Raw genomic sequence first — 16,826 nt, 5'->3', positions numbered from 1 at the left:
GCGTACAACATCTAAAGCATATGAATCCGATTAACTTAAATAACCCGCCCCAGAATCCCAGTGGTTTTACCGTACCCGAAGGCTACTTTGAAACGTTTTCGACAAGGCTTCAAAACCGACTTGAGGAGGAAACGCCGGTAAAATCGATTTCTTTTTGGAGTAAACATGCCAAAACTTTTTATGGAATGGCTGCCGTATTGGTCATTGGATTGGGCATTGGAATGCTGTGGCATTGGGAAGTGCAAAAAGAAGAAGAGGCCCATTGGAGCGCCATAGCTTCGTATGTAAGCGAAAACACCGACCTCACCGATGAACATTATTTGGAATTAATTGAACTCCAAAACACTGAAGTACCCGTTGCATCAGATACCGAAGCAAAGGCTTTAGAGGAAATGCTTCTTGAAAATGAAGCGTTGGAATACAGTATAACACACTAACATTGTAAATAGATCAAACTATGAAAACTATGCAAAATGCTTTTCGAATTTTTGTGCTAACCCTCATTTTTATGGGAACAGTGAACGCTTTTGCGCAACCAGGCGGGCGTTTACGGGAACGCATTCAAGAGAAAAAAGAACAAGTAAAGTCACAAAAAGTAGCCTTTATCACCCAAGAACTTCGCTTAACTCCTGATGAGGCTGCTAAATTTTGGCCCATATACAATGCTTTTGAAGACAAACAAGCCGAAATCCGTCGTCAAAAATTAAAAGCTTTTATGGACCGAAAGGACGATGATCAGTTGGATAAAATGACTGAAAAAGAAGCGCAAACAGTGTTGGCCCAAATGGAAACCAACGAAGAAGAATTATTCAAACTTCGCAAGAAATTGATTGCTGATTTACGAGGTGTTCTCCCCGCTTTGAAGATAATCAAATTGAGACGAGCAGAGGAAGATTTCAATCGAAAATTGGTGGAACAGTTAAAAGAACGCCGCAGAAATTAAGTATAAAAACAGCGCTTTTAAAGGGCTGTTTTTTTTTAATTTCGGTGCAATTGCAAACGAAAGATTTTGTTTTTACCTGCCACGATTACGGTTTGAGCATCGACAAATTGCAACGTATACAATTGTGGTTCAGACCACAAACATTTCCATTGTTTCCCTTGATCAATTGCATAATACAAGCCCCCTGCACCTACCGTCAACCATTCCTTGCCTTCACAATCCGGAATAAATTGAATTCCCGAAATATACCCAGGTTCTTGAGGTACATCAATAGGACTCCACGTACTCCCTCCATCGCGGGTATAAATGAGATTGCCCACTGTTTGGGTGGGGTGATCATAGTTCCCCCCCGCAGCTACGCCCCTTTTGGCGTTGTAAAAATCGGCTGAAAAAATTCCCTCCATAGCACTTCCTTGGGCGATAGGAACGGTTATCGGCTCCCATGTTTTCCCCGCATTATTGGTTCGCCATACGCGGGATTGCATTCCTCCGGTAAAAATCCAAAGTGTTTTTCCTGCACTACAAATTGTGGTATTGCTTGAAGCAAAAGCAGCTTCCCCAGGAGCCAAAACTGGAGCTTTGTCCTCAGGAATGCGCTCCCAATGGGCACCCCCATCATTCGACTTCAATAATGCCATCGCTTGTTGCGTCGGATCGCCCATGGCCCAGCCTGTTCCCTTAGCGGTAAAATGTAGTGCGTCATAAAATACTTTTTCATGCGACTCTTCATACAGCAAACGACAGCCTTCACCATCCATAGGCCCCGAATAAAGCAGTGCAGGATTCCCAATAGATAGCGCAAACCATTTTCCTTGATGTAAAGCCAAGGAACGAAATTCAGTGAGGGTCGCTGTGGGGAGTGTTTGTGGCCAATGTTTGCGTGTCACCAAATCGATTCGACCTATTCTACTGTTACTCCCCGCGTAAAAAACGGATTGCTCAGCAATAGCGATTGCACGAATACTCACGGTTTCAAAAAGTAACGTGTCTACGGTGACCGAAGTTATCGGTGGAGCCTCCTTTGAAGAAATTACAGAAGCACAATTCGAAAAAAGAAAACAACAAAAAAAGCCAAAAAAAACGCGCATGATGCCCAGTATTTCCTACGAAAATAAACATAAATGATGAGATGACAATTTTGATTTTGGCATTTTGGCACAATGTTTGGTTTTTAGGTAACGAACTTAAAATTCCACAGTTATGAAAACGAAACTACTATACAGCATGATGTTGGGCTTGAGTCTAACATGGAGTGGGGCTCAAAATCGGACAACGGTGAGTGCTACCGATTCAGAGATAAGCGATAATTTAGACCTTCGTGCCGTTGCGTCTATTTTTGGAGAAGCTCGTGACTTGGAAGATTTTGAACGTCGTTTAAACAATCCTGAAACTCCGATATCCAATTTGGATTTAAACCTTGACAATCAAGTTGATTATCTAAGGGTAGTCGAATCGATTGAAGGGAATCAACATATTATTGTGGTGCAAGCCGTGCTGGGACGCGATCAATACCAAGACGTAGCCACCGTTGAAGTGGAAAAAGATAGCCGCAACCGACGGGTACAAGTGCAAGTGGTAGGCGATACTTTTCTTTACGGGACCAACTATATTTACGAACCGGTTTATGTGGGAACACCTGTGATTTATAATTATTTCTGGCAACCCTATTACCAACCCTATTGTTCTTCATGGTATTGGGGTTTTTATCCAAGCTACTATTATGCTTGGCATCCTTTTCCCATTTTTCGTTACCGTCATCATATCGGATTGTGCATCAACTTTGGATTCCAATACAATTACGTGAATTTCCGTCGTTGCCATTGGGGCTATTCGCACTATTTTGGCCGACGCGGTAACTTTATTGAACGGCACCATCCACAACGAGGATTTGCTTATCGCAACCAAGGTGTTGCTAATCGTTATGAATTGGATCGAACCCGTACCGTTCGTAATGTGGCCTATCCCGACACCCGAAGTCCGTTAGCGGGTACCCGCGATAATCAAACTGCTACCCGACCCGAAACAGGGTCTGTACGGGGCAATTGGACCAGTGCTTCTGAAACCCGTCCCGTTCGTCAGGATTATACCAGCAATGCTGCAACCACTCCAAGACCTACTCGTGCTGATTACAGTGTAACTCCCAATCCGCGTCCCGTACGTCAAAATTTTAGCAACACAACTGCTTCGCCCCGTCCCGTTCGTGAAAACTATACTTTGGCTTCCAATACATCAACTCCAAGACCCACGCGATCGGATTACAGCACCACCACAGCTACACCTCGCCCCTCGAGACAAGACTACACGCCAAGTACAACTACCGTTAGTCCGCGACCTGTGCGTCAAGAGTATACGCCAAGTTCCAGCAGTGTTAGTCCGCGTCCCGTGCGTCAAGACTATAGTGCACCTACTCCACGTCCTTCGCGTCAAGAGTATACACCAAGTTCGAGCAGTGTTAGTCCGCGTCCCGTGCGACAGGACTATAGTGTACCTACTCCACGCCCTTCGCGTCAAGAGTATTCCAGCTCGAGTGCAACACGAAGTATGCGTTCAGAGAATGGTACTTCTTCGCGACTCTCAAGAAATTGATATGAAAATAGAGGTCGTTAAAAGAAAGTTAAATAAATCATACCCAAAGCATCGAATTATTTCGGTGCTTTTTTATTTTAGAACTTTGAAAAGTAATACATTTGTGAACTTTTTTAATATTTTTTTATGAGTTCGCATTCACATCAAAATCTTCACAGCAGACTTTCCGCTGCGGGATTATTGGTAACCTTGGGGATCATTTATGGCGATATAGGTACTTCTCCTTTATATGTAATGAAAGCCATCATTGGCGACAGTGTTATTTCGCAAGATTTAATTTTAGGCGGACTTTCCTGTATCTTCTGGACGCTTACCTTACAGACCACCCTGAAATATGTAATCATCACGCTTGGAGCCGATAACCACGGTGAAGGAGGGATTTTTGCCTTGTATGCCTTGGTCAAACGAACCAAAATTCAGTGGCTTATTGTACCTGCCATCATTGGCGGTAGCGCCTTGTTAGCGGATGGAATCATTACGCCTCCGGTATCGGTATCCTCTGCGGTAGAAGGTTTGCGCAATTTTAATCCCGACATCCCAACCATTCCCATTGTAATTAGTATCTTATTTGTACTGTTTACCATTCAACAATTTGGTTCGAAATTAGTTGGGAAATTCTTTGCCCCAATGATGCTAATTTGGTTTACCATGCTTGGTGTTTTGGGCGTAATTCAAATGACCCAAAATTTGGATGTATTTCGGGCTTTAAACCCCTATTATGCATACCATATGTTGACTAGTGATGTTAGCGAACAAGGGTTTTTCATTCTCGGAGCTGTGTTCTTGTGCACAACCGGAGCCGAGGCACTCTATTCTGACATGGGGCATTGTGGACGTAAAAACATTCGGGTCAGTTGGATGTTTGTCAAAACTACATTGATCTTGAACTATTTCGGACAAGGAGCTTATCTTCTCGATCACCAAGGTCTAACCCTAATGGAATTGGGAAGTTCCAATCCGAATCCTTTCTATTTAATTATGGCCAAATGGTTTCAACCCATCGGAATTGTGGTGGCTACCTTGGCAGCAGTAATCGCTTCTCAAGCCTTAATTAGTGGATCGTTTACCTTAATCAATGAGGCGATGCGACTTAATTTTTGGCCTAAAGTGCGCATCAAATTCCCTTCGGATCAAAAAGGACAATTGTACATTCCTTCCATCAACTGGCTTTTGTTTTTAGGATGTGTGGGAATCGTCCTTTACTTCAAAGAATCGAGTAATATGGAACATGCGTATGGTTTAGCCATCATTTTGTGTATGATCATGACCACTATTTTGCTCAATTATTATTTGATTTTAAAAAGAGTAAAGTGGTATTTTATTGCGCCACTGATCATTGTTTATTTAGCGATTGAATTCAGCTTCTTGGCGGCCAATATTGTAAAATTCATGGACGGTGGTTTTGTGACCTTATTCATTGCTATTGTCCTAATAAGCATTATGTCGACTTGGTATTTGGCGAAGAAAATTAGTAAAAGTTATACCAAGATTGTCAAAATCGACAATTACAAAAAAGTATTGGCTGAGTTGAGTTTGGATCTGTCTATTCCCAAATATGCGACCCATTTGGTATACATGACCAATTCCAATCGCGTCGATGAAATTGAAGAAAAAGTGATGTACTCCATTCTTCAAAAAAGACCCAAACGCGCCGATATGTATTGGTTTATTCACGTGAATGTGTTGAATGAACCCTATCGCAAAGAATACAAAGTATCGGAAATCATTAAAGACGACTTGTATCGAATTGACTTTTATCTCGGTTTCCGTGAGGCAACCAAAATTAATTTAATGTTTAAAGAAGTAATCAAAGACATGGTACAAAATGGCGAAGTAGATGTTACCAGCCGCTATGAATCGTTGAATAAAAACAATATTATTGGAGATTTCAAATTTGTGCTGTCCGAAAAGTTCTTATCCAACGACAGTGACATTACGTTCTTTGAAAATATTGTAATGAACTCGTATTTTGTATTGAAAAAATTCTCGCTATCAGAAGAAAAAGCCTTCGGTTTGGATGCCAGTTCAGTGAAAGTAGAGCAATTCCCAATGGTGCTGCATGCCCCTGAACGCATCGAAATGCGCCGCTTGGATCATCACGGTTGTGAGAATGAAAAATAAACCCAAAGCAGTTCTTCGGAGCTGCTTTTTTTTGGTCATATAATCCCTGTACACCTTCAACCTAATAGAAAAAAAGTTACCTTTGCAGGCTTAGATTTTGAATAATGAGATTACACCGTAACTTGGTATTTACGACCATTGATGCCCTGGATGCAATTTTTAATGAGGGAGAATACGCCGACAAAGTAGTAGCCCGTGCTTTAAAAAAAGACAAACGTTGGGGAAGTCACGACCGTAAATTCGTTGCTGAAACCATTTATGACATGGTGCGTTGGAAGCGATTGTATGCCGAGATTGCTGAAGTGAAAACGCCTTTTGATCGCGATAAATTATGGCGCATGTTTGCCGTTTGGGCGGTCCTTCGAGGCTATCCCCTTCCCGATTGGAAATATTTTGAAACTACACCCCAACGCAAAATAAAAGGTCGTTTTGACGAATTATCCAAAGTTCGTAAACTTCGTGAATCAATTCCCGATTGGATGGATGAATTGGGCGTTCAAGAACTCGGTGAAGCCATTTGGACCAAAGAAATTGCGGCTCAAAATCGGATGGCGGATGTTGTTTTACGTGTCAATACGTTGAAAGCTACCCGGGAACAAGTACGTGCACGATTGATGGATTTGGATATTGTTACCGAACCTATTCCACATCTTCCCGAAGGATTAATTCTTCCCGAACGCGCCAACGTTTTTATGACCGATGTTTTTAAAGACGGATGGTTTGAAGTACAAGATGGTTCGTCTCAAAAAGTGGCTGCTTTTTTAGAAGTGGAACCCGGGATGAAAGTCATTGATGCTTGTGCGGGTGCGGGAGGCAAAACCTTACATCTTGCGGCTTTGATGCAAAACAAAGGGCAAATCATTGCCATGGATTTGTATGAAAGTAAATTAAAAGAATTAAAATTACGCGCCCGAAGAAATGGGGCTCACAATATCGATTACCGCGTTATTGATTCGACCAAAGTCATCAAAAAACTTTATGAAAAAGCCGACCGCGTGCTTATCGATGCACCATGCAGCGGTTTGGGTGTATTAAAACGAAATCCTGATGCCAAATGGAAACTTCAACCGGAGTTTATCGATAATATTCGGGCCGTTCAAGCCGAAGTTTTGGAAACCTATTCCAAAATGGTAAAGCCAGGAGGGAAATTGGTCTACGCCACTTGTTCGGTGTTACCCTCCGAAAATCAAGAACAAGTACAACGCTTTTTACAAACCGAAAACGGGAAAGCATTTCAATTCGTTAAAGACGAAAAAATATTGGCCTCAGAATCTGGATTTGACGGATTCTACATGGCCTTACTTCAAAGAAAATAACATACATGAAAACAAATTTTTTATCCCTTTTGGCCTCCTGTGCCATCGGTATGGCATCTGCTCAAAACGGCGCACCTGCCTCTCCCTACTACAACGGGTTTAACTGGACGCTCACGGGAAGTGCATTACAAGATGCTTTGGCCAATAAAATTATTGATACCCATACCGTAGAACTTTCGTATACCCCTGGGGTTTGGAATGCAATCAAAGCGGTTGATTTAGACCCTACCAATACCAATAATGTTTTGCTCGTTTACGGTTGGGAAGCTGGGCAAGATAGTGATGTTACTAACGACCGAACAAGAGACCGAAATTCAAACAGCGGCAATAACGGCGATTGGAATCGGGAACATATTTATGCACAATCGTTAGGAAATCCTGATTTGGGACAAATGGGACCCGGAGCCGACGCCCACATGCTTCGCGCTTGTGACGTTCAACGCAATGCCAGTCGAGGCAATCGTTTGTATGCCAACGGATCGGGGACAGCTTCCTACACCATTGGCACCACGAGTTGGTATCCAGGCGATGAATGGAAAGGAGATGTTGCTCGAATTTTGATGTACATGTATTTGCATTACGGTGCACAATGTTTGCCCTCTATGGTCGCGGTGGGTAATCCTGTTGCCTCCGATACGAATATGATTGATTTGTTATTGCAATGGAATGCAGAGGATCCCGTATCACAATATGAAGACAACCGCAACACCTATATGAGCAATTTGTTTAACAACTTTGCCCAAGGAAATCGAAATCCGTTTATTGACAATCCCTATTTGGCGACACGCATTTGGGGAGGCCCCGTGGCGCAAAACCGCTGGCCTACTATTTTCTTAAATCAAAACACATTTGACACCACCGATGTTGGAATTTTCCCAAATCCCTCTTCTACCCATTCGGTCTATGTGCAAACAAATACGACTATTGACCGTATTGCGGTATATACAATCCATGGACAAGAAATCATGCGGTTGGAACGGCCTTCATTTTCCAATAATACACTGGAAATAAAAGACATCCCCAGTGGTTTTTATTTTTTCAAAATGGAATCAGGAAAAGAATCGATAACGCAAAAAGTAATTATTCAATAAAAAATAAGCCTCCAAATTTGGGGTCTTTTTTAATCTTCGTCTATCGTATGCGACTTTGAATAGGTACGCCATTTGTCAATACATTCGACTAAATCTTGAGGGATTTCCGAATCGAATCGCATAAATTTATTCGTTACAGGATGCATAAATCCTAAGGTTTTGGCATGCAATGCTTGGCGGGGAAGTACTTTGAAACAATTTTCCACAAACTGTTTGTATTTGGTAAAAGTCGTTCCTTTTAAAAGGGCATTTCCGCCATACCGTTCATCATTAAACAACGTATGTCCTATATGTTTCATGTGCACGCGGATTTGGTGGGTACGACCTGTTTCTAGCTGACAAGAAATTAAGGTTACATACCCAAAACGTTCCAAAACACGGTAATGGGTCACCGCGTGTTTCCCTATCTCAGGATCTTCAAAAACAGCCATTTGCATTCGATCGCGAACATGACGGGCAATATTTCCTTCGATTGTTCCGGCATCATCAACGACATTTCCCCACACCAAGGCAACATATTCCCGTTCAGACGTTTTTTCTTCAAACTGTTTGGCCAAATGCGTCATCGCCTGTTCCGTTTTGGCGACAACCAATAAACCTGACGTATCTTTATCAATACGATGCACCAAACCGGGTCGCTCTGAACTATTCAGCGGCAATCGGTTACCGTAATGATAGGCTAAGGCATTGACTAAGGTTCCTGTGTAGTTTCCATGCCCTGGGTGAACCACCAAGCCCGGCGGTTTATTGATCACCACCAAAGCGTCGTCTTCATATACGATATCAAGAGGGATATCCTCGGGAATTATTTTATGCTCAAAAGGCGGATGCGCTAAAACAATACGGATGATATCGTCGGGTTTGACTTTGTAATTGGATTTTACAGCGGTTTCATTGACAAGAACCTGACCGCTATCAGCCGCATTCTGTAATTTATTGCGTGAAATATTGGGAATTTGTAATTGCAAATACTTGTCGATTCGCATCAACCCTTGTCCTTTGGGGACTTCAAAGCGAAAATGCTCAAAAAGTGCCTCCTCGGGTTCACTCCATTCCTCTTTAAAGTCCATTGGTCAATGTATCTATAGGAGTTTCTATTTCGGGGATGGAATCGTTTTCAGTTTCTTGATACACCAACTTCCCATCACCCAAAACCAAATCAATTTTGGAGGATTTAAGCACCTTAGTTCCTGCCTTAATTTTTTTACCATCCATCCACATTTCAAGAACCATATCTTTCCCAATGTAGGGTTTATAGGTAATCGCACCTTCTTGCAGACCAATAGCTTTTAAAGTAGGAACAGCTTGACGATAGGTTTTTTCAATCAAGTCGGGCACGGCAACCATCGTGTAGGTTGAGGCATTCAATTTGATGTATATGGTTCTACCGCCTTTTACTTTACTTCCCGCAGTGGGCTCTTGTTGCACAATAGTCAGCTTGGGGAAATCAGCAATATAATCAACGGTATCGATAATTTCATAATCAAGATCGAGCTCATCGAGCTTAGCCTCGGCTTCTTCGGGCGTTAATTTACTTAAATTAGGAACTGTAATTTCTTGTCCGTGATTTGTCACAAAGGTGATCCAATGAAAAAAGAAAAAAGCCAATACCCCAACAACCAACAAGGCTGCTCCCATTTGGGCAAAAAACACTTTACTCGTTAGATACTTTCGCAAACTCATAGGTAACAATTTCGACAAAGATATAATTTTTAGTGGCACTTTTATGCTATTTTTGTGGGAATAGAAATTAAAATAAACCGAATGAACGTTGCAGTAGTCATGGGCGGATATTCTGATGAATCGGTAATATCGCTTCGAAGTGGTCAATTGATTTTAGCACAATTGGATCGCAACAAATACAAGCCTTTTGAAGTCCATATCCTCCCCGAAGGATGGCATGTTTTGGTCGAAGGCATCGCTTACCCAATCGACAAAAGTGATTTTTCATTTGTCTATGAGGGGCAAAAAATACAATTTCAGGTAGCCGTAAATACAGTTCACGGAACCCCCGGTGAAGATGGGCATTTGCAAGCCTATTGGGAGCTGGTCAATATGCCGTATACAGGTTGCAACTTTTATCAATCGGCATTAACATTCAACAAAAGAGACACCCTTTCTGTACTCTCAAAATTTGGAATTCCCAAAGCAAAGTCAGTCTACATCCGACAAGGCGATGGGATTGATGGAGCCGCATTGGTTCAAGAATTAGGACTTCCTTTTTTTGTCAAACCCAACCAATCGGGTAGTTCCTTGGGAGTGTCGATGGTGCAATCGTTGAGCGATTTGGATAAGGCCTTAGGATTTGCTTTCGCGGAAGATCCCGAAATATTAATTGAATCCTATTTAAAAGGTACTGAAGTGTCTGTAGGTGTCATGCGTTATAAAGGTGAAGTGACTGTGCTTGGCATTACAGAAATCGTTTCTCAAAATGCTTTTTTCGATTATGAAGCAAAATACCAAGGAAAGTCGGAGGAAATCACCCCCGCACGCTTGGATTCCACAACCGAGCAACGGGTGCGAGAAACAGCCAAAAAAGTTTATGAAGCCTTAGGGATGACTGGTTTTTCACGAACTGATTTTATCATTATGGAAGGGATTCCGCATTTTATTGAAATCAATACCAACCCTGGACTTTCTCCACAAAGCATTTTCCCGCAACAAGCGGCATTTGCACAACTAGCTTTCAGCGATTTATTGGACAATGAAATTCAGTTGGCCTTGGAACGAAAACCGATTTGGGAGAAGTTATGATGGTTATTGTCGGAACATCGACTTACCTTCGGTATCAAAGTACCTTTCAAGGAAAATGTCCCTGTTGTGATGTAAACAATACAAACCTTGAACTTCAGTTGTACTGCGACTATACGCATCTAACGCTAATTCCATTATTTCCTGTCAAAAGACACGGCAGTATACATTGTACAGCATGCAATACCCCTATTGCGTATGAAGATTTGTCCCAAGATTGTAAAGCTTTTGTTGATGCTATTGCCCAAAAAAAACGCCGCTTCCCTATTTGGACGTTTACAGGTTCACTAGCAATACTATTGTCCTTAAGTATATTGATAAAATATTGGTATGTGAAATCGCATACTGATTATCCCCTTGAGCAACTTCAAAAAGGAGATGTGGTTTTCTATGAAACGAAAAACGGCTATTATTCTTCATTTAAAATTTTGGAACGCAATGGCCCCGTATTTAAAGTAGTGCACAATGACTATATCCAAAATACTTTTTTTGATTTAGACGATTTGAATGAACCTGCCAATTACCGTAAACAGAAGGAAACATTGACTCTGAGCGACTTGAACACAATGGAGACTAAGGGTTTCATTGAGGGCATTGAAAAATCAAAGTTGAATTCATTCTAATTCGCTAACTTTACAAAACTTTTACACAAAGGTTATGAAACGAGCTATTTTTCCGGGTTCCTTCGACCCAATCACTTTAGGGCATTACGATATCATACGGCGCGGGGTATCGTTATTTGATGAAGTGATTGTGGCTATTGGCGTCAATGCCGAAAAAAAATACATGTTTAGCTTGGAAGAACGCAAACGTTTTATCGAAGAAACCTTTCAACACGAACCCAAAGTGCGCGTCATTACTTATGAAGGCTTGACCATCGACTTGTGCATTAAAGAAAAGGCCGATTTTATATTACGAGGATTACGAAATCCTGCTGATTTTGAGTTTGAAAAAGCCATTGCCCACACCAACCGAAAGCTATCCAAAATTGAAACTGTTTTCTTATTGACGGCTTCCAAAACATCCTATATTTCGTCGAGTATTGTTCGGGATGTATTACGAAATGGTGGCGATTATACCGTACTTGTCCCCGAGGCTGTTCGCGTAAAACGCTAATCTTGTTTATTGAGGCATTTTTATTTCCTCGAAAAGCAATTTGATGTTTTCATAGGAATTTTGCAAAGCTTCTTGTACTTGCTCGGGGTTAAGCCAAGCAACCTTTTCAATTCCTTCATTGGCTTGAGGAACGGGAACCCCTTCAAAATGGGTTTTCATTTCAAACCAATGGGTGATTTTTAAACGGTATTTCCCTCCTCTTTTAAAAATATGATAGGTTTTTTGAAGTTTTCGTGTAATTTTTAGTGGATAAACCCCCGTTTCCTCCTCGACTTCACGTAATGCCGTTTCATCAATTGCTTCATCACGTTCAACGCCTCCTTTGGGCAAATCCCATTTTCCGTTGCGAAAAATAAACAATACGTCGCCATTTTGATTGTAAACGAGTCCTCCACCAGCTTTCTTGACAGGGATTTTGGCTTTGACTTTTTTCAAGATTTCCTTTTCATCGGGATAGTACAAATAAGCCTTCTTAATCTTATTGTTGAACATCTTTACAATAAGCTGTTCGATGTCAATACTTTCCAATAAAAACAATTGAAAATCGGTTTCTTTCGCCACTTCGTTTGTCAAAAAAAGTGGTTTATCGTTCACAAAAACTTTATACATTTGTACTATGATTTTTAGTAACGCAACAGCCGAGAAAACCGCCGAATTGCTCCTACAAATAAACGCAATTAAATTAAATCCATCAAATCCTTTTTTATGGGCTTCCGGATGGCATTCTCCTATTTACTGTGACAACCGTCTAACCTTGTCATTTCCAGCGATTCGCAATTATATCCGCGATGAATTTGTCAAACACATTGAAGCAACCTATGGGAAACCCGATGTGATTGCGGGCGTCGCAACGGGTGCGATTGGTATCGGAATTTTGGTCGCCGAAGAAATGGGACTGCCTTTTGTGTATGTGCGCCCCGAGCCCAAAAAGCACGGCCGCCAAAACCAAGTAGAAGGTTTTTTACAAAAAGGACAAAATGTGGTAGTCGTCGAGGATTTGATCAGCACAGGAAACAGTAGCTTACTTGCCGTGGAGGCACTTCGAGAGGCTGGAGCCAATGTAAAAGGCATGGCAGCTATTTTTTCGTACGGTTTTCCAGTGGCGCAAGCCAACTTTGAAAAAGCGAAGGTTAATTTAAATATGCTCAGCGATTACGAGCATTTGCTTCCGTTGGCCGTGACCAAACAATACATAACAGAAAACGAATTAATTACTTTACACGATTGGCGCATGCATCCCGATACTTGGAATGTGGCCGTAAAATAAGAAATATGCAATTAGAAAGTCCCAAAGTAACCGTTCCAAAATCGGCCGAATACCTTTTCAACGCCCTGACAGATGTCAAAAACTTTGAAAAATTGATGCCTGAAAATATCGCTAAATTTGAAGTAACCGATGAAAATACCTTTTTGTTTGGCTTGAGTGGTATGCCTGAAATCAAATTGCGATTAAAAGAACAAACACCTCACAGTTACATCAAATTAGGCGCTGCAAGTGATAAAGTACCCTTTACTTTAATTGCCAATATCGAATCTACCGGGGCTGAAACTGCTACAGTTCAGTTGCAATTTGAAGGCGAATTCAATGCAATGATGGCCATGATGGTTAAAGGACCCATCACCAAGTTCCTAGAAACACTCTCCGCTAACATGGGGAAATTATAAAATGAAAAACCGACTCTTCTGTCGGTTTTTTTTAATACAACAGCTGAATTTCTTTGAGGTCAAAATGGCGTACCATCTCCCATTCATCTTCGAGAACCAACTGCCCTTCAGTTGTAACCCCTTGTATCTTTCCCATAAACCGTTGTCCATCGGGCAATTCAAAGGTTGAAGGCACCCCTTTTCGAAATAAATGGGTATGATATAAGTCCCACAACACTGCCACCTCTTGTTGGGCAATATAGGCATAGTTCACCCGACATTCGGCAACAATTTCCTGAGCAAGTGTTTCAATATCAAAGGACAGTTGTGAAACGTTAATAAGCGAAGTCGCTTTGGGCAAATCCTTAAAGTCGTTCTGATGCACATTGAGTCCGATACCTACCACAGCCTCCCATGATTGGTCGGATTTAATTAAATTCTCAATTAAAATACCGCCTAACTTTTGATTGCCTGACAAAATGTCGTTGGGCCATTTAATGCTTAGATTAGGAATAGGATAGCGTTGTAATACATTGAAAAGACTGACAGCCACAGCCACATTGAGATGAAAAACAGCAGTAGTAGGCACTTCATAACACTGTATCAATACACTCATTATCAGATTACTACCCGGCTCTGACAGCCAACGAGCGCCCCGTTGTCCCTTCCCGTTGGTTTGACTTTGTGCAAGTACAGTAGTGTAATTTTCAAGTCGTTGGGTACGTGCCAATGCTTTTAAAAAATCATTGGTCGAATCTATGGCATCGAGTTTGATTAACTGCATAGGGCAAGAGGGTAAATTTTCGGATTTAAACTTCTGTTAAGCCTCAAAAATAATGACAAAAAATAATACCTTTGCAAAATAAGAAGCAGTTTTAAATGATAAAAAAAGAAGTGAGTACCGATGTCCTATTGGCGGGCATTATAAAAGGAATCGAAGAAGTTAAAGGAAACGAGATTGACCTTTTAGATTTAAGAGAAATTGACACCGCAGTTTGTGATTATTTTGTTTTGTGCACAGGCTCTTCCAATACACAAGTGAATGCAATTGTAAATTCAATTCAAAAAGTTGTTTCTAAAGAATTTAAAGAAAAACCTTGGCATGTAGAAGGAACCGAAAATGGAGAATGGGTATTGATGGATTATGTTTCTATCGTGGTCCACGTTTTCCAAAAAGAGCCCCGTGAATATTATAATATTGAAGGATTGTGGGGAGATGCCAAAATGACCCGAATTGAAACGCAATACTAAAAACAAGGAACCCAAGTAAATTATGTCTGAAGATAAAAAACCTAACGGTATAAAATTTAGCCCCTGGTGGATTACGGGCGCCATCTTATTCATGCTTATTGTATTGAACATGATTGGAGGTTCCACCATTCAGGATTATTCTAAAATAAGCGTCTCTCAGTTTGACGACATGTTAAAACGCGGTGAGGTGCAAAAAGTAATTGTCTACAACAAAACAAAAGCTGAGGCTTACCTGACTGAAAAAGCGCTTAAGGAAAAAAAGCACCAAAAAGTAGCCAAAGACGTATTTGGAACGGTGAATAAAGGTCCCCACTACACGTTTGATATCGGAAATGACGAACTGTTTCAAAAAGAACTGGCAGAAGCCGTTAAGAAGAAACAGTTAGTTTCGTATGACTTTCAACAAAAAAGTGATTGGTCAGAATACTTCATTAACTTCTTACCCCTCATCATCCTTATTGGTGTATGGTTGTATTTCATGCGCCGAATGGCATCGGGAGGCGCTGGAGGGGGCGGCGGACAAATTTTCAACATCGGAAAATCAAAAGCGCGTTTGTTTGACGAAAAAAATGATGTTAAAGTCACTTTCAAGGACGTTGCTGGATTGGAAGGCGCTAAAGAAGAAGTCCAAGAAATTGTGGAATTTTTAAAAAATCCCGAAAAGTACACTACCCTCGGCGGTAAGATTCCTAAAGGCGCTTTACTTGTTGGTCCTCCAGGAACAGGAAAAACCTTGTTGGCCAAAGCGGTGGCGGGAGAGGCAAAAGTCCCCTTCTTCTCACTTTCAGGTTCTGACTTTGTAGAGATGTTTGTGGGGGTTGGAGCTTCCCGTGTTCGAGACTTGTTCAAACAGGCGAAAGACAAATCACCCGCTATTATTTTTATTGACGAAATTGATGCAGTGGGACGTGCTCGTGGGAAAAATAATTTTTCAGGATCCAATGACGAACGCGAAAATACACTCAACCAGTTGCTTACCGAAATGGACGGTTTCGGAACCAATACGCATGTTATTGTATTGGCAGCGACCAACCGTGCCGATATTTTGGATAAAGCCTTAATGCGAGCAGGTCGTTTTGATCGACAGATTTATGTTGATTTACCCGATATTCGCGAACGTAAGGAAATTTTCGAAGTACACTTAGCCCCACTAAAGAAGGCGGACGATTTGGATACAGAATTCCTAGCCAAACAAACCCCTGGATTTTCAGGAGCTGACATTGCCAATGTTTGTAATGAGGCAGCGTTGATTGCCGCTCGTAAAAATAAGACCCAAGTAGAACGCCAAGACTTTTTGGATGCTGTTGACCGAATTGTCGGCGGTTTAGAAAAGAAGAATAAAATCGTAACCCCCGAGGAAAAACGCGCAATAGCCGTACACGAAGCGGGTCATGCGACCGTGAGTTGGATGCTCGAACACGCGGCGCCACTCATCAAAGTAACTATTGTTCCTCGCGGACAGAGTTTGGGCGCGGCTTGGTACCTACCTGAAGAGCGCTTGATCGTGCGACCCAACCAAATGTTGGATGAAATGTGTGCCACCATGGGAGGTCGTGCTGCCGAGGAAGTTGTTTTTGATACGATTTCTACAGGAGCACTATCCGACCTTGAAAAAGTGACGCGTCAAGCACGGGCTATGGTCACCATTTATGGATTAAATGACAAAATTGGAAATATCACTTACTACGATTCTAGTGGGCAATCAGAGTACAACTTTAGTAAACCCTATTCTGAGGAAACCGCAGTTTTGATTGATAAAGAAATCTCTGCTTTGGTAGAAGGACAATACCAACGGGCCATTCAATTACTCAAGGAAAACAAAGAGAAATTACTTCAATTAGCCGATATTTTAATTGAAAAAGAAGTCATTTTTAAAGATGATTTGGAGGCCATTTTTGGCAAACGTCCTTTTGGTGAAATACACACTTTAACCGAGGAAAATCCATTATAATCTCTTTTTAACAAAATTTTAAAAAATCTTAATTCATGCACGGTTTTGAATTAAGA

Annotated in this window: 18 protein-coding genes; 13 read left to right on the top strand and 5 right to left on the bottom strand. The window is 41.4% G+C overall.

Features of this window, described 5'->3' with window-relative positions; all coding sequences use genetic code 11:
• The first annotated feature begins 20 nt into the window (after positions 1 to 20).
• Entirely contained in the window at positions 21 to 437 is a 417-nt protein-coding gene (locus tag O9316_RS03520; protein WP_298203643.1) for a hypothetical protein, read from the top strand.
• Between the two features lie 20 nt (positions 438 to 457).
• Positions 458 to 943 carry a sensor of ECF-type sigma factor gene (locus O9316_RS03515; RefSeq protein ID WP_298203642.1) on the top strand — a complete coding sequence of 162 codons (486 nt, stop codon included), beginning with the start codon at positions 458 to 460 and terminating at the stop codon, positions 941 to 943.
• A 35-nt stretch (positions 944 to 978) separates the two neighbouring features.
• Here O9316_RS03515 and O9316_RS03510 read toward each other — a convergent pair whose 3' ends face one another.
• Entirely contained in the window at positions 979 to 2,031 is a 1,053-nt protein-coding gene (locus O9316_RS03510; RefSeq protein WP_298203641.1) for an oxidoreductase, read from the bottom strand.
• Between the two features lie 112 nt (positions 2,032 to 2,143).
• Between O9316_RS03510 and O9316_RS03505 the strand changes: the two genes are divergently transcribed.
• From O9316_RS03505 to O9316_RS03490, 4 genes are all read left to right on the top strand, one after another.
• Positions 2,144 to 3,529 (top strand): hypothetical protein, encoded by a 1,386-nt coding sequence (locus O9316_RS03505; protein WP_298203640.1) that lies wholly within the window; start codon positions 2,144 to 2,146, stop codon positions 3,527 to 3,529.
• 126 nt (positions 3,530 to 3,655) lie between these two features.
• Positions 3,656 to 5,650, top strand: coding sequence for a KUP/HAK/KT family potassium transporter (locus O9316_RS03500; protein ID WP_298203639.1), 1,995 nt, complete (start codon positions 3,656 to 3,658; stop codon positions 5,648 to 5,650).
• Between the two features lie 104 nt (positions 5,651 to 5,754).
• Positions 5,755 to 6,966, top strand: coding sequence for a methyltransferase domain-containing protein (locus O9316_RS03495; protein ID WP_298203638.1), 1,212 nt, complete (start codon positions 5,755 to 5,757; stop codon positions 6,964 to 6,966).
• A gap of 5 nt (positions 6,967 to 6,971) precedes the next feature.
• A complete protein-coding gene (locus O9316_RS03490; protein ID WP_298203637.1) occupies positions 6,972 to 8,057 on the top strand; it encodes an endonuclease in 1,086 nt (361 codons plus the stop codon).
• Between the two features lie 29 nt (positions 8,058 to 8,086).
• On the opposite strand, the gene O9316_RS03485 is transcribed toward O9316_RS03490, so the two are convergent.
• Positions 8,087 to 9,127 (bottom strand): RluA family pseudouridine synthase, encoded by a 1,041-nt coding sequence (locus tag O9316_RS03485; protein ID WP_298203636.1) that lies wholly within the window; start codon positions 9,125 to 9,127, stop codon positions 8,087 to 8,089.
• Positions 9,117 to 9,740, bottom strand: a complete 624-nt coding sequence (locus O9316_RS03480) for a PASTA domain-containing protein (RefSeq protein WP_298203635.1) — start codon at positions 9,738 to 9,740, stop codon at positions 9,117 to 9,119. Before O9316_RS03480 ends, O9316_RS03485 begins: the two co-directional genes overlap by 11 nt.
• 81 nt (positions 9,741 to 9,821) lie before the next feature.
• Here O9316_RS03480 and O9316_RS03475 point away from each other — a divergent pair, with 81 nt between their 5' ends.
• From O9316_RS03475 to coaD, 3 genes are read left to right on the top strand one after another with little or no spacing between them, the layout of a single operon-like run.
• Entirely contained in the window at positions 9,822 to 10,811 is a 990-nt protein-coding gene (locus O9316_RS03475) for a D-alanine--D-alanine ligase (RefSeq protein ID WP_298203634.1), read from the top strand.
• The gene (locus O9316_RS03470) at positions 10,808 to 11,431 is read left to right on the top strand and encodes a hypothetical protein (RefSeq protein WP_298203633.1); all 624 of its coding nucleotides are present in this window, start codon (positions 10,808 to 10,810) and stop codon (positions 11,429 to 11,431) included. Before O9316_RS03475 ends, O9316_RS03470 begins: the two co-directional genes overlap by 4 nt.
• Before the next feature lie 34 nt (positions 11,432 to 11,465).
• A complete protein-coding gene (coaD, locus tag O9316_RS03465) occupies positions 11,466 to 11,924 on the top strand; it encodes a pantetheine-phosphate adenylyltransferase (protein WP_298203632.1) in 459 nt (152 codons plus the stop codon).
• A 6-nt stretch (positions 11,925 to 11,930) separates the two neighbouring features.
• On the opposite strand, the gene O9316_RS03460 is transcribed toward coaD, so the two are convergent.
• Positions 11,931 to 12,533: an NUDIX domain-containing protein gene (locus O9316_RS03460; RefSeq protein ID WP_298203631.1), complete on the bottom strand. Its 603-nt coding sequence runs from the start codon at positions 12,531 to 12,533 to the stop codon at positions 11,931 to 11,933.
• A 7-nt stretch (positions 12,534 to 12,540) separates the two neighbouring features.
• Between O9316_RS03460 and pyrE the strand changes: the two genes are divergently transcribed.
• The gene (gene pyrE, locus O9316_RS03455; protein ID WP_298203630.1) at positions 12,541 to 13,191 is read left to right on the top strand and encodes an orotate phosphoribosyltransferase; all 651 of its coding nucleotides are present in this window, start codon (positions 12,541 to 12,543) and stop codon (positions 13,189 to 13,191) included.
• Between the two features lie 5 nt (positions 13,192 to 13,196).
• On the top strand, positions 13,197 to 13,589 hold the full coding sequence (locus O9316_RS03450; protein ID WP_298203629.1) for an SRPBCC family protein: 393 nt from the start codon (positions 13,197 to 13,199) through the stop codon (positions 13,587 to 13,589).
• A 31-nt stretch (positions 13,590 to 13,620) separates the two neighbouring features.
• Here the strand turns inward: O9316_RS03450 and O9316_RS03445 are convergent, their stop codons facing one another.
• Positions 13,621 to 14,352 carry a biotin--[acetyl-CoA-carboxylase] ligase gene (locus O9316_RS03445; RefSeq protein WP_298203628.1) on the bottom strand — a complete coding sequence of 244 codons (732 nt, stop codon included), beginning with the start codon at positions 14,350 to 14,352 and terminating at the stop codon, positions 13,621 to 13,623.
• Between the two features lie 95 nt (positions 14,353 to 14,447).
• Here O9316_RS03445 and rsfS point away from each other — a divergent pair, with 95 nt between their 5' ends.
• On the top strand, positions 14,448 to 14,819 hold the full coding sequence (rsfS, locus tag O9316_RS03440) for a ribosome silencing factor (protein WP_073364589.1): 372 nt from the start codon (positions 14,448 to 14,450) through the stop codon (positions 14,817 to 14,819).
• Positions 14,820 to 14,841: 22 nt separating this feature from the next.
• Positions 14,842 to 16,770 carry an ATP-dependent zinc metalloprotease FtsH gene (gene ftsH, locus O9316_RS03435; RefSeq protein WP_298203627.1) on the top strand — a complete coding sequence of 643 codons (1,929 nt, stop codon included), beginning with the start codon at positions 14,842 to 14,844 and terminating at the stop codon, positions 16,768 to 16,770.
• Positions 16,771 to 16,826: the final 56 nt, after the last annotated feature.

The organism is Flavobacterium sp., assembly GCF_027533505.1.
Classification (GTDB): domain Bacteria; phylum Bacteroidota; class Bacteroidia; order Flavobacteriales; family Flavobacteriaceae; genus Flavobacterium.
Note: the sequence above shows the minus strand (reverse complement) of the source record. Positions and strands in the feature narration are given on the sequence as shown.